This is a genomic window from Dinoroseobacter sp. S76 (assembly GCF_049801095.1).
In the GTDB taxonomy this organism is placed as follows: domain Bacteria; phylum Pseudomonadota; class Alphaproteobacteria; order Rhodobacterales; family Rhodobacteraceae; genus Dinoroseobacter.
This window is the reverse complement of record NZ_JBNAGH010000001.1, coordinates 640,470-652,212: the sequence shown is the minus strand read 5'-3', so window position 1 is coordinate 652,212 and position 11,743 is coordinate 640,470. Positions and strand designations below refer to the sequence as shown.

Annotated in this window: 12 protein-coding genes; 5 read left to right on the top strand and 7 right to left on the bottom strand. The window is 65.2% G+C overall.

Going from position 1 to position 11,743, the window contains the following annotated elements:
- Window positions 1-57 precede the first annotated feature (57 nt).
- The 5 genes from soxC to ACP153_RS03150 all read left to right on the top strand — a co-directional run bounded on the left by soxC (window position 58) and on the right by ACP153_RS03150 (window position 4,868).
- On the top strand, window positions 58-1,335 hold the full coding sequence (soxC, locus tag ACP153_RS03170; protein ID WP_424969518.1) for a sulfite dehydrogenase: 1,278 nt from the start codon (window positions 58-60) through the stop codon (window positions 1,333-1,335).
- The gene (locus tag ACP153_RS03165; RefSeq protein WP_424969517.1) at window positions 1,319-2,350 is read left to right on the top strand and encodes a c-type cytochrome; all 1,032 of its coding nucleotides are present in this window, start codon (window positions 1,319-1,321) and stop codon (window positions 2,348-2,350) included. Before soxC ends, ACP153_RS03165 begins: the two co-directional genes overlap by 17 nt.
- A gap of 4 nt (window positions 2,351-2,354) precedes the next feature.
- Entirely contained in the window at window positions 2,355-3,062 is a 708-nt protein-coding gene (locus ACP153_RS03160; protein WP_424969516.1) for a c-type cytochrome, read from the top strand.
- 34 nt (window positions 3,063-3,096) lie between these two features.
- Window positions 3,097-4,365 (top strand): FCSD flavin-binding domain-containing protein, encoded by a 1,269-nt coding sequence (locus ACP153_RS03155; RefSeq protein WP_424969515.1) that lies wholly within the window; start codon window positions 3,097-3,099, stop codon window positions 4,363-4,365.
- Between the two features lie 62 nt (window positions 4,366-4,427).
- Window positions 4,428-4,868: a DUF302 domain-containing protein gene (locus ACP153_RS03150; RefSeq protein ID WP_424969514.1), complete on the top strand. Its 441-nt coding sequence runs from the start codon at window positions 4,428-4,430 to the stop codon at window positions 4,866-4,868.
- A gap of 3 nt (window positions 4,869-4,871) precedes the next feature.
- On the opposite strand, the gene dtd is transcribed toward ACP153_RS03150, so the two are convergent.
- From dtd to ACP153_RS03115, 7 genes are all read right to left on the bottom strand, one after another.
- Window positions 4,872-5,309 carry a D-aminoacyl-tRNA deacylase gene (gene dtd, locus ACP153_RS03145; protein ID WP_424969513.1) on the bottom strand — a complete coding sequence of 146 codons (438 nt, stop codon included), beginning with the start codon at window positions 5,307-5,309 and terminating at the stop codon, window positions 4,872-4,874.
- Complete coding sequence (locus tag ACP153_RS03140) at window positions 5,306-6,229, bottom strand: carbohydrate kinase family protein (RefSeq protein WP_424969512.1); 924 nt, start codon at window positions 6,227-6,229, stop codon at window positions 5,306-5,308. The genes dtd and ACP153_RS03140 overlap by 4 nt, the downstream gene beginning before the upstream one ends.
- A gap of 93 nt (window positions 6,230-6,322) precedes the next feature.
- Window positions 6,323-7,432, bottom strand: coding sequence for a primosomal protein N' (replication factor Y) - superfamily II helicase (locus tag ACP153_RS03135; RefSeq protein WP_424969511.1), 1,110 nt, complete (start codon window positions 7,430-7,432; stop codon window positions 6,323-6,325).
- A 9-nt stretch (window positions 7,433-7,441) separates the two neighbouring features.
- Window positions 7,442-8,569, bottom strand: coding sequence for an SPFH domain-containing protein (locus ACP153_RS03130; RefSeq protein WP_424969510.1), 1,128 nt, complete (start codon window positions 8,567-8,569; stop codon window positions 7,442-7,444).
- A 23-nt stretch (window positions 8,570-8,592) separates the two neighbouring features.
- Complete coding sequence (locus tag ACP153_RS03125; RefSeq protein ID WP_424969509.1) at window positions 8,593-9,549, bottom strand: DUF2927 domain-containing protein; 957 nt, start codon at window positions 9,547-9,549, stop codon at window positions 8,593-8,595.
- Window positions 9,546-10,739 carry a toxic anion resistance protein gene (locus tag ACP153_RS03120; RefSeq protein WP_424969508.1) on the bottom strand — a complete coding sequence of 398 codons (1,194 nt, stop codon included), beginning with the start codon at window positions 10,737-10,739 and terminating at the stop codon, window positions 9,546-9,548. Before ACP153_RS03120 ends, ACP153_RS03125 begins: the two co-directional genes overlap by 4 nt.
- Window positions 10,740-10,774: 35 nt before the next feature.
- Window positions 10,775-11,668, bottom strand: a complete 894-nt coding sequence (locus ACP153_RS03115; RefSeq protein WP_424969507.1) for a 5-bromo-4-chloroindolyl phosphate hydrolysis family protein — start codon at window positions 11,666-11,668, stop codon at window positions 10,775-10,777.
- Between the last annotated feature and the right edge of the window lie 75 nt (window positions 11,669-11,743).

Below are 11,743 nucleotides of genomic sequence, written 5' to 3'. Positions count from 1 at the left end.
CGCTTTACTTATTCGAACATTTGAATATGATGATATCAGTGTTTTCGGGAGGACAGCATGAGCAATTCCAAACCCACTGATCCCGGCCGCCGGGGATTTCTGAAAGGGGCCGCCGCTGCGACGGCGGGTGCGGCCAGCGCCGGTGCGGCCCAGGCCGCGGGCGATCCGCTGATCACCGAAGTGCAGCCTTGGGCGCAGAGCTTCGGCGATGGGGTGGATGCCACCCCTTACGGCCTGCCCATCGAGCATGAAGGCGATGTCATCCGCCGCAATGTGGAATGGCTGACCGCCGATACGGTGAGTTCCATCAACTTCACGCCGATCCACGCGCTGGACGGCACGATCACCCCCCAGGGCTGCGCGTTCGAGCGGCACCATTCCGGCGCGATTGATCTGCGCAAGGAAGACTACCGGCTGATGATCAACGGCCTCGTGGATACGCCGCTGGTCTTCACCTATGCAGATCTGGAGCGGTTCCCCCGTGAAAATCGCGTCTATTTCTGCGAATGCGCGGCCAATTCCGGGATGGAATGGGCCGGGGCGCAGCTGAACGGCGCGCAATTCACCCACGGCATGATCCACAACATGGAATATTCCGGCGTCTCCCTGCGCACCCTGCTCGAAGAGGCAGGTCTGGGCGCGGCTGGCGACCTCTCGGACAAATGGGTCTATGTGGAGGGCGCGGATGCCTCGTCGAACGGGCGTTCGATCCCGATGGACAAGGCGCTGGATGACGTGCTGGTGGCCTTCAAGGCCAATGGCGAGGCCCTGCGCAAGGAGCACGGCTATCCAGTGCGCCTCGTCGTTCCCGGCTGGGAAGGCAATATGTGGGTCAAGTGGCTCCGCCGCGTAGAGGTCATGGATGGCCCCGTGGAAAGCCGCGAGGAAACCTCGAAATACACGGATGTGCTTGAGGATGGCATCGCGCGGAAATGGACCTGGGAGATGGATGCGAAATCCGTCGTTACCTCGCCCAGCCCGCAATCGCCGATCACCCATGGCCACGGCCCACTGGTGATCACCGGGCTGGCTTGGTCTGGCCGGGGCCATATCACGCGCGTGGATGTCAGCCTCGATGGCGGCAAGAACTGGCAGGAGGCCCGCCTTGGCGCGCCCGGCACCGACAAGGCGCTGACCCGGTTCTATCTGGATCACAGTTGGCAGGGCGAGGAGATGATGCTCCAGGCCCGGGCCCATGACAGCACCGGCTATGTTCAGCCGACCAAGACGCAGCTGCGCGAGGTGCGCGGTCTGAACTCGATCTACCACAACAACGCGATCCAGACCTGGTGGGTGCGCGCCAATGGGGAGGCGGAAAATGTTGAAGTTTCCTAAAGGGTTGATCCTGGCTGCATTGGCCACAAGTGCGCTGGCAGGGCCGAGCTTTGCCGAAGGGTTCGGTCTGGGCCGCCCGGCCACCGAGGCCGAGATCGCCGCCTGGGATCTCGACGTGCGTCCGGACGGGACGGGACTGCCTGCGGGCTCCGGCTCGGTGCTGGATGGCGAGACGCTCTTCTCCGAAAACTGCGCGGTCTGCCATGGCGAGTTTGCCGAAGGCTCGGGCAACTGGCCCAAGCTGGCCGGGGGTGACGGCACCCTCGCCGATGAGGATCCGCTGAAGACCGTGGGCTCCTATTGGCCCTACCTGTCCACGGCATGGGACTACATCAACCGCTCCATGCCCTATGGCAATGCGCAGTCTCTGGAGGCTGACGAGGTCTATGCGATCGTCGCCTATATTCTCTATTCGAACTTCCTCGTGGACGAGGATTTCGTGCTCTCGAACGAGAACTTCCTCGAGGTTGAGATGACCAATGCCGAGGGCTTTATCCTCGATGACCGGGCCGAGACCGAGTACCCGATCTTTGCGGGCGAGCCCTGCATGACGGACTGCAAGGACAGTGTCGAAGTGACCATGCGGGCGCGGGTTCTGGACGTCACCCCCGAGGATGAGAGCGCTTCTGCGGAACCTGCCGAGGCCGAGGTCGTGAAAGTTGCGGCTCCTGCCGCGCCGCCCGAGCCCGAGCTCGATCCGGAACTGGTGGCCGCAGGCGAAAAGGTCTTCAAGAAGTGCAAGGCCTGCCATCAGGTGGGTGAAGGGGCCAAGAATCGCACCGGGCCACCCCTGAACGGCATCGTGGGCGCGCCGGCCGGGGCCGTGGACGGGTTCCGCTATTCCAAGGCGCTTGAGGAACGGGCGGGCGAAGGCCTTGTCTGGGATGCGGGCAACCTCAAGGAATTCCTCGCAAAACCCAAATCCTTCCTGCCGCGCACCAAGATGTCCTTCCCAGGTCTGCGCAAGGATGAGGATCTCGCGGCCATCGTCGCCTTCCTCGAAGCGCAGGAATGATCGGATGCAGGGGAAGCTGACACCCCTGCTCTGGGCGGCGGCGCTGGTCGGATGGACCGGCGCCGCTGCTGCGGATGCAATCGGCGATCCGGAGCGTGGTGCCCGGATCTTCAAGCAATGCACGGGCTGCCATCAGATCGGGCCGGAGGCGACGAGCCGGATCGGCCCCCATCTGAACGAGATCTTCGGGCGCGATGCGGCGGCGCTGGACGGGTTTCCCTATTCGAAATCCATGGTGCGCGCGGGCAATGACGGGCTGATCTGGGATCTGCGGACCCTGGATGCCTATCTCGCCAACCCCCGGGCGCTGGTCTCGGGCACGCGGATGAGCTTTCGCGGGCTGAAAGACCCCCAGGACAGGGCCGATGTGCTGGCCTATATGCGCGACTTCACGGTGAGCCCGGCGAACATCCCGGAGGCGGAGCCGACGGCGACGGCCTCGGTGCCTGATCTGCCGCCGGATATCCTGGCACTGCAGGGGGATGCGGAATACGGGGCCTACCTGGCCTCGGAATGCACCTCCTGCCACCAGATTGATGGGTCAGATCAAGGCATTCCCTCTATTGCCTATTGGCCGACAGAGGATTTTGTGCTCGCATTGCACGCATACAAAACCAAACTGCGGCCGCATCCGGTCATGCAGATGATCGCCGGGCGTCTCAGCGATGAGGAAATCGCCGCCCTGGCCGCGTTTTTTGAAAATCCCGGGTAGTCCCGGGGCTCAGGTTGATCGGGGAGGAGAGACCATGACGACCATTTCAAGACGGAATTTCATTGCGACCAGTGCGGCGGTGTCCGCAAGCCTCGCAGCGCCCATGGTGCGTGCGCAAGGCAAACCACGGGTGGTCGTGGTGGGCGGCGGCGCCGGGGGCGCGACCGCGGCCCGTTATATTGCCAAGGACAGCAAGGGCGCGATCGATGTGACCCTCGTGGAGCCGACACGCACCTACTACACCTGCTTCTTCTCGAACCTCTACATCGGCGGGTTCCAGGAATATGATGATCTCGGCCATTCCTATGGCACGCTGGCCTCGGATTACGGGATCAACGTGGTCCATGACTGGGCCGTGGGCGTGGATCGCGATGCCAAGATGGTGGCGCTCGCGGGCGGCGCGATGCTGCCCTATGACCGGCTGATCCTCAGCCCGGGGATCGATTTCAAGGACGGCTCCGTGCCCGGTTGGGATCTCAGCGCGCAGGACGCCATGCCCCACGCCTATAAGGGCGGTACTCAGGCGCAGCTCCTGAAGGCGCAGATCATGGCCATGCCCGAGGGCGGGACCTATTGCATGGTCGCTCCGCCCAACCCCTATCGCTGCCCGCCCGGGCCCTATGAGCGGATCTCGATGGTTGCCCATACGCTCAGCCAGATGAACCCGACGGCCAAGATCCTGATTGTGGACCCGAAGGAGAAGTTCTCGAAACAGGGTCTCTTCGAGGAAGGCTGGCAGAACCACTATGCGGGGATGGTCGACCGGATCGGTCCGGATTTCGGCGGCGCCAGTGTCGAGGTGCGCCCGGACGCGATGGAGGTGGTGATCGACGGCGAGGTCGAGAAGGTCGATGTCTGCAACGTGATCCCTGGCCAGAAGGCGGGGCGCATCGCCGATATGGCGAGCCTCACCAACGAGGCAGGCTGGGCGCCGGTCGTGCCGGCCACCATGCAGAGCAGAGAGGATGAGAATATCCACGTGCTCGGCGATGCCAGCCAGCAGGGCGATATGCCGAAATCGGGCTATTCCGCCAACAGCCAGGCCAAGGTGGCCGCCATGGCCGTGCGCGGCGCGCTCACCGATAGCCGTGTCTTCCCGGCGAAATTCTCCAACACCTGCTGGTCGCTGATCGCGACCGAAGACGGTGTGAAGGTCGGCGCCTCCTATGAGGCCACGGAAGAGAAGATCGCCAAGACCACCGGCTTCATCTCGAACACGGGCGAGGATGCCGCCCTGCGCAAGGCCACCTACGAGGAAAGCCTCGGCTGGTATGCGGGCATCACGACCGACATGTTCGGCTGATCGAAACCCGCGGCGGGGCCCCTTCGGCGCCGCCGCACCCCTAGACCCTGAAAGGTGGTCCCATGACCGCGTTCCGCACTCTCCTTTTGGCGGGCTCTCTCGCCATGGCCTCTGCCGCCCAGGCGGGCGACGATATCCTCACCTATCCCACGGAGGGCGACTATGAGGATGCGCTCTTCGGCATCGAAAGCGCGATCCTCGATCGGGGGCTGGTGATCGACTATGTGAGCCATGTGGGCGAGATGCTCGCCCGCACCGGGACGGATGTGGGCAGCGATGTGGTGCTGTTTGATCAGGCGCAGGTGTTTCTTTTCTGCTCGGCCAAGATCTCGCGCGAGGTGATGGAGGCGGATCCGATGAATATCGGCCATTGCCCCTACGGCGTCTTCGTGGCGGATCGGGGGGGCGAGGTGGTGATCGGCCATCGCAGCTATCCGGACGGCCCGATGCAGGCGGTTCAGACCCTGCTGACCGAGATCGCGGAGGAGGCGGCGGCCTTCTAGCCCCTAACCCTCCATCCAGATCGTGACCGGGCCGTCATTGAGGAGCGCGACCTTCATATCCGCGCCGAACTGCCCGGTCTCCACCGCCACGCCGGTGTCGCGCAGGGCCTCGGCAAATCCGAGATAGAGCGCTTCGCCCTGTTCGGGGGCGGCTGCCCCGGAAAAGCCCGGGCGGTTCCCGCGCGAGGTATCGGCGGCCAGAGTGAACTGGCTCACCACCAGCGCACTGCCCCCGGTGTCGAGAACCGAGCGGTTCATGCGTCCACCTTCATCCCGAAAGATCCGCAGTTTCGAGATCTTGGAGGCCAGGGCCGCGACGCTCTCCGGCGTGTCCTCGGGCATCCCGCAGACAAGGATCAGCAGGCCGGGCCCGCATCGCCCGATCACCGCGCCGTCCACCGTGACCGAGGCTTCCGAGACCCGCTGGATCAGCGCCTTCATGTCAGCTCATCGCGCCAGGGCGGGTTGGCACCTGCGCGGCTGACGGTGATCGCCGCTGCCCGGGCCCCGAGGCTCAGAGCTGCGCTGAGCGTGTCTTCGGAAAGCGCGGCGAGGCCCTCGGGCGAGAGCGCGCCCGCCTCGGAGAGCCCCGCAAGGAACCCCGCGTTGAACGTGTCGCCCGCGCCCACCGTATCGACCACAGATACGGCCTTCGCCGCGACCCGGGTCACGCCGCTCGCGCGATGGGCCTCGACCCCTTCGGCACCGCGTGTGACGCAGATGATCGATGGGCCGCGCGCACGCAGGGCAGTGGCAGCCTCGTCCAGAGGGCCGTCGCCAACAATCCAGGCCAGATCCTCATCCGAGACCTTCACGATATCGGCCACCGCAAGCATCCGGTCGAGCCGTGCGCGGAAGGCCGCCTCATCCTGAATGAAGCCCGGGCGGATATTCGGGTCGAGCATCACCACGCGACCCTCTGCGGCCTTGAGGCAGAGCGCTTCATAGGCCGCGGCACATGGCTCCACCGCGAGGCTGATGCCGCCAAAAAACAGGGTGCCCACCTCGGGTCCCGGATCGGGCATGTCCGACGGCTCCAGCAGGCGGCCAGCCGTGTTTTCATCGTAGAAGGCGTATTTCGCGTGCCCGTCGGTGAGGGTCACGAAGGCCAGGGTCGTCGGGCGATCCGACATGATCGCGAGCTGGCTGTCCACGTCTGAGGCTGCCAGCGCATTGGACAGGACCTCGCCAAAGAGGTCCCGCGACAGGCCCGTCACAAGCCCCACATCCGCGCTGAGCCGCCCGAGGGCAATGGCGGTGTTGAACACCGAGCCGCCCGCCACGGGGGCAAAGCACGCCTCCCCACCGCTGGTTTCCCGCGGCAGCATGTCGATCAGGGCCTCGCCCGCGCATAGGATCATGTCGCTCTCCCTCCGTCTTCGGGGCGGACACTACGCAAATTGATCCAAAATGCTAGCGGTAACATTGCCGGCGGGGCGCGAAATTCGGACCTGTCAGCCCTGGGTCGCGCCCAGATAGCCGATGGCCCCGGCCACAATCGCCCCAACCAGCACCGCCGCCGCGATCTTCCAGGCGGAATAGGGGCGCTCGCCCGCGACCTTGCCAGTCTGGCCATTGACGACGAAGCGATAGCTCTTGCCGTTATACTTGTAGGCCGCGACCCAGATCGGCAGCAGGATATGCTTGAAGGTCACATCCGAGACTTGAGTCTGGATACTGTGGATCCGTTGCCGGTCGCCGCCAATGTCAAAGCGCACATCCCGGGCGATCATCGCGTCCATCTGCGCGCGGGCATCGGTCATCCCGTCCTCGAGCGCGATAGTATAGCCCTCGGCCCGGAACCCGGCCAGAAGCTCGGGCGTGTAAGGCACTAGATCGGCGAGCGGCCAGGGTGGCAGCTGATCCGTGAAGCGCTTCGGCAAGGATTTGGCCGCCAGCACCAGCAGGTCATCAAACGCCCGCGCCACGCGTCCCGTGACCCGCCGCCAGCGCACCTTTTGCACCCGAACCGTGGTGGGCTTGCCGTCCCGCATCACCGTCCGCGTGGTATAGTAAACCGTCCCGCGCTCGCCGGAATACTGGCTGCGCGTCGCCGCATCATAGGTCCAGAAGGGCGCATAGACCCCGGTCATCTTGCGCCCCTTGCGGGCATAGTCCGACAGGCCCGATGGCGCGAACCAGAGCCGCCCGAGCCAGGTGGTCATCGCCTCATGGGCCGTCGCCTCATCCAGCGCGAAGGGCGCAATGGCCTGGGGCTTGATATGGCGGTGCCGCCCGGTATCGGTGACCACGGGCGTCGCGCAATAGGGGCATTCGGCAGCGTGCAGCTCCGGCGAGAACTCGATCTGGGCCGCGCAGTTCGGGCAATTCAGCACCCGGGTCTCTTCGAGGTCCAGCGTCTCCGGACGGCTCAGCGCGGCGCGGTAATCCTGCTCGGTGATGCCTGAGGGTGGCGGGGCGAGCCCCTCGATCTCCTCCTCTGTGCCGCAATGATCGCAGATCAGCCGATTTCCCGCCGGATCAAAGCGAAAATCCGCGCCGCAATTGTTGCAGGGAAAGCGGTGCTCTTCCAGCGCGGGGGCGGGAGGGGGCGTCTCGGTCATCGGATTGGCTTAGCCCATGGGCGGCGGGGGCGGCGGCGGCAGGATCGTGAAGAGCTGCGCCAGCTCCGTCACATCCTCGGCCCGCATCCAGCCATCCTGCCCGGGGGTCCAGACATAGGTCTCGCGGGTCAGAACGCCGTCGGTGGCCATCCGGCCCAGAGCGGCCTTGGAGAACGGCCCCTTGGTCTGACCATTCTCGGCGATGTGCCAGACATGCTCCACCGGCGGGGGCGGCGGCACCGGGGCGGCTTGGGCCACCGGGCGTGGACCCCAGGGACCGGGCTGAGCAGCCTGGGCCATCTGCGCGCCCATGGCCATCCCCATGCCCGCGCCAAGCCCGGCGCCCATGCCGCTATCGCCCCCGGCCTGGGCAGCGGCGGTCATCGCCTCGGCAGCGGAATACTGGGTGAACTTGCCCAGATCGCCCACCAGCCCCATGGAAGTGCGCTTGTCGAGCGCCGCCTCCACCGCCGGGGGCAGCGAGATATTCTCGATGTAGAGCTCCGGCAGGGTCAGCCCGTACTCGGCAATCGTGCCCGAGATCGCTGTGGCAATCCCCTTGCCCAGCTCGGCCGTGTTGGCCGCCATGTCCAGCACAGGAATGCCGGAGCCTGCGATCACGCGGCTGAACTCCTGCACGATGATATTGCGGATCTGAAAGCTGATCTCGTCCATGGTGAACTCACCATCGGTCCCGACAATCTCGGACAGGAACCGCGCCGGATCCGTCACCCGCACGGAATAGGTGCCAAAGGCCCGGATCCGCGTCGGCCCAAACTCCGGATCGCGCAGCATGATCGGGTTCTTGGTGCCCCATTTCAGGTCGTTGAACCGGGTCGTGTTGACGAAGTAAATCTCGGATTTGAACGGGCTCTTGAAGCCGTGATCCCAATGCTGCAGCGAGGTCATCACCGGCATGTTGTTCGTCTCGAGGAAATAGAGCCCCGGAGTGAACACATCCGCCAGCTGCCCCTCATGGACAAAGACCGCCGCCTGGCCCTCGCGCACGGTCAGCTTGGCGCCGTACTTAATCTCATGCCCCTGCCGCTCGAACCGCGAGACCATGGTGTCCCGGCGATCATCCACCCAATGGATGACATCGATGAACTGGCCGGAGAGAAAGTCGAGGATACTCATGCAATCGGTCCTTTCGGCAGGCGTCAGCTGCCGCCGCCCATGCGTTCGGCGGCGATTTGTTGGACAAGGGGGCGCGCTTCGTCCGGGGTGAGGCCGGGGGTGAGGCGCGCGTCATAGAGGATGCGCAGAAGCTGCTCGTCATGGCTGGTGAGCAGGGCGAATTCGTCATCATCGTTGAAGATCGAGGGCCGCGCGTCGCGGCTGTCATTGGCAAGGCCGAGGCCCTGGGCGATTTCCTCATGGATGCAGCCCCGGCGCAGAAGGTCGGGATGCTCGGCCCGGATGATCGCCACGGCGGTCTCGTAGTCATTCGGTGTCTCGGAGCCCGAGATCGCATAGACCGAACAGAAGGTCAGCCGATCCATCTCGGTGATGTCGCGCACGATGACATCGTCGATCCCCGGGACGAGATCCCGCAGGATCGGCCCCGCTGCGCGCAGCTCATCAGTGTTCAGAAAAAGCACGTGGTAATTCGCATCGCGGACCGTGGTGCGGATATCCGTCCCGGTCACCCGCGCGAGCCGCGCCACATAGCTTTCCAGCTCGGCCCGGTCGCGGGTCTTCTGATCTTCCGAGACCGAGCGGCCAAAAGCGGGCCGGATCCGCACTGGCCCTTTCCAGCGGCGCAAACGGCTCTCGGTCTGCTGGGCCACGAAGCGTCCGCCCCGCAGGGTGTATTCGTCAAAGAGCGCGATCCGCTCGAAATTCTCGGCCAGTTGCCGGGCGGTATAGGGCGTGTCCACCCCGCCGCCATCGGTTCGCAACAAACCCGAGGTGAGCTGCCGTTGCTCATAACGGGCATAGAAGGTCATCAGATCGCGAGAGGCCTGGGACGGCTCCGGCACGGCGGAACGCGGCGTGGGCTGGGGTGAGGTCGCCCCGGGATCGGCCACGTCCAGCGGCACACAGCCCAAGAGGCCAAGCGCAAGCCCGGCCAGCGCTCCCGTGGCGCGCCCCCGTCTGATGACCCGCTTCGTCATGCGTTCGGCACAGCGCTCCCGGCATTGTAGCCCGTGCCATCCCCGCGGGAGCTGGCGGCGGCCAGCGTGTCGCGCAGCTCGGATTCCATTTTCTCGAGATCCTCTTCGGCGGCGGCCCGCTTGGCCTTGCCCTCATCTGCGATGCGCAGGCTGTCCTCGATCGTCGCGATCAGGGTGGCATTGGCCTGCTTGACGGCTTCGATGTCGAAGACGCCGCGCTCCATCTCCTCGCGCACGATCTGGTTGGCCTGACGAAGATTATCCGCATTGGCCGTCAGCAGCTCGTTGGTCAGATCATTGGCGCCGCGCACGGCTTCTGCCGCCTCGCGGGAGCGCTGGATCGTCACGGCCTGGGCGAGCTGGGTCTCCCAGAGGGGCACGGTGTTCACCAGGGTCGAGTTGATCTTGGTGACCAGGGACTTGTCGTTCTCCTGCACCAGCCGGATCGAGGGCAGGGATTGCATGGTCACCTGGCGCGTCAGTTTCAGGTCATGGACCCGGCGTTCCAGATCGTCCCGGGCTGCGCGCAGATCGCGCAGCTCCTGCGCCTTCATTACCTGCTGCTCTTCGGGGGCGGCATCGACCTCGGCGACCTTCTCGGGGATGGTCGTGGCGTCGAGCTGGGCGATCTTCTCTTCACCGGCGGCGATGTAAACGGCCAGCTCGTCGTAGAAATCCAGCGTCTTGCCGTAAAGCTTGTCGAGCGACTTGATGTCCTTGAGCAGCACGTGCTCATGGTTCAGCAGGTCATCGGTGATCTTGTCGATCTGACCCTGCACTTCCTCATAGCGGGCGGCGAACTTGGCCATGGGGGCCATCTTGCCCGTGAGCCTTTCCCACCAGCTGCGCTCGCGCCGGACGTCGAGCTCCGAGATCGAGAAGCCGCGGATCGTGGTGACGATGTTGCGCAGGCTGTCGCCCGCCGGGCCCACATCCTTGTTGCGCACCCCGTCGAGCATGGACTGGCTGATTTCCTGCAGCTCCGCCTGTGCGCCCGAACCGAAGCGGACAATGGATTGGGTGTCGCCCATGTCGATCTCATCCATGGCGCGCCGGATGTTCTCGGCCACGGGGGCCTCCGCCTCGGCCAGAGGGACGAGGGCGGTCTTGGGCGTCGGCAGCAGGGTTTCGGTCACTTCGGTGACCTCTGCCAGCGCGGCTTCAGCCTTGGCGCGAACGGTGTCTGACATGGGCTTGTTCCTTCAATCCTTCTGGTGTTGCGGGTTCAGGCGCGAACGCCTTCGCGCGCCAACCGGTCGCGCAGCACTTCGATCTCGACATCGAGATCGGTGCGGTCTTCGAGGAGCAGCGCGTCGGTCTTGGAGGCGAAATTGGCCTCCAGATCCTTGAGCAGCGCCACATAATCCTGCCGCGCACTCGCATCGCGGCTGCGGCCATAGAGATCGGCAAACTTCACCGTCGCGTCCCGTGCTCCCATCAAATAGACGCCGAGATATTTGCGTGCAGCCGTCAAGTCGCGCGGGTCTTCCTCGACACGGCGGCACATGTCGCGTGCAGTGGCGGCAAACTGGTCGACCTGCAGCTCCAGCGCCCGGTCGCCCGCCCGCAGGATCGCGTCGGACATCGCCTTGAGGTACGCCTCGGCCTCATCCACGACCCGGGCCACGCGCTCGGTCTGGAAGGCATCGACGCCCTCGGCGCCCTTGTCGCTCAGAGGATCGAGGCCAAAAGCCGCCAGATGCAGGCCCGCGCCAGCGACCGCGAAAAGCCCCGCACCCAGCAGGCCGATCCCGTTCGAGACCCCCACGAGCGCAAGCCCCGCTCCAGCGAGGACAGCGGCAAAGATCTTGCGGGGCAGGGCGGGCCGCTTGGCGACCTTGCGTGCGTCATAGGCCTCTTCAGCCAGAAGACCCTCGCGCAGCATCCAGGCACCGCCCAGCATCAGCCCGAGCGCTACAAGGCTCAGCACGAGGCCCGTGGCATCCTTCCCAAAGGCGGTCAGGCCAATGGGAAGAGGCAGAAAAAACATCGCATTGACCCGGGCGCCGACACGGCTGCGGCGGGCGGGCATGCGCGGACGGGGCGGGTTTGGGGCGGCCTGGGTCGGCGTCTCGCCTTCGGCACCGGGGCTGTATTTGCCCCCAAAGCGGCGGCTCATGACAGACCTCCGCCCAGACCAGCATAGAGGATCAGCGCTGCCAGCAGGCAAAACGCCAAAAGTCTCAGGCCACTT

Coding starts and splice junctions, on each gene's coding strand:
- soxC (WP_424969518.1), top strand. CDS start 58: ATGAGCAATTCCAAACCCACTGATCCCGGCCGCCGGGGATTTCTGAAA.
- ACP153_RS03165 (WP_424969517.1), top strand. CDS start 1,319: ATGTTGAAGTTTCCTAAAGGGTTGATCCTGGCTGCATTGGCCACAAGT.
- ACP153_RS03160 (WP_424969516.1), top strand. CDS start 2,355: ATGCAGGGGAAGCTGACACCCCTGCTCTGGGCGGCGGCGCTGGTCGGA.
- ACP153_RS03155 (WP_424969515.1), top strand. CDS start 3,097: ATGACGACCATTTCAAGACGGAATTTCATTGCGACCAGTGCGGCGGTG.
- ACP153_RS03150 (WP_424969514.1), top strand. CDS start 4,428: ATGACCGCGTTCCGCACTCTCCTTTTGGCGGGCTCTCTCGCCATGGCC.
- dtd (WP_424969513.1), bottom strand. CDS start 5,309: ATGAAGGCGCTGATCCAGCGGGTCTCGGAAGCCTCGGTCACGGTGGAC.
- ACP153_RS03140 (WP_424969512.1), bottom strand. CDS start 6,229: ATGATCCTATGCGCGGGCGAGGCCCTGATCGACATGCTGCCGCGGGAA.
- ACP153_RS03135 (WP_424969511.1), bottom strand. CDS start 7,432: ATGACCGAGACGCCCCCTCCCGCCCCCGCGCTGGAAGAGCACCGCTTT.
- ACP153_RS03130 (WP_424969510.1), bottom strand. CDS start 8,569: ATGAGTATCCTCGACTTTCTCTCCGGCCAGTTCATCGATGTCATCCAT.
- ACP153_RS03125 (WP_424969509.1), bottom strand. CDS start 9,549: ATGACGAAGCGGGTCATCAGACGGGGGCGCGCCACGGGAGCGCTGGCC.
- ACP153_RS03120 (WP_424969508.1), bottom strand. CDS start 10,739: ATGTCAGACACCGTTCGCGCCAAGGCTGAAGCCGCGCTGGCAGAGGTC.
- ACP153_RS03115 (WP_424969507.1), bottom strand. CDS start 11,668: ATGAGCCGCCGCTTTGGGGGCAAATACAGCCCCGGTGCCGAAGGCGAG.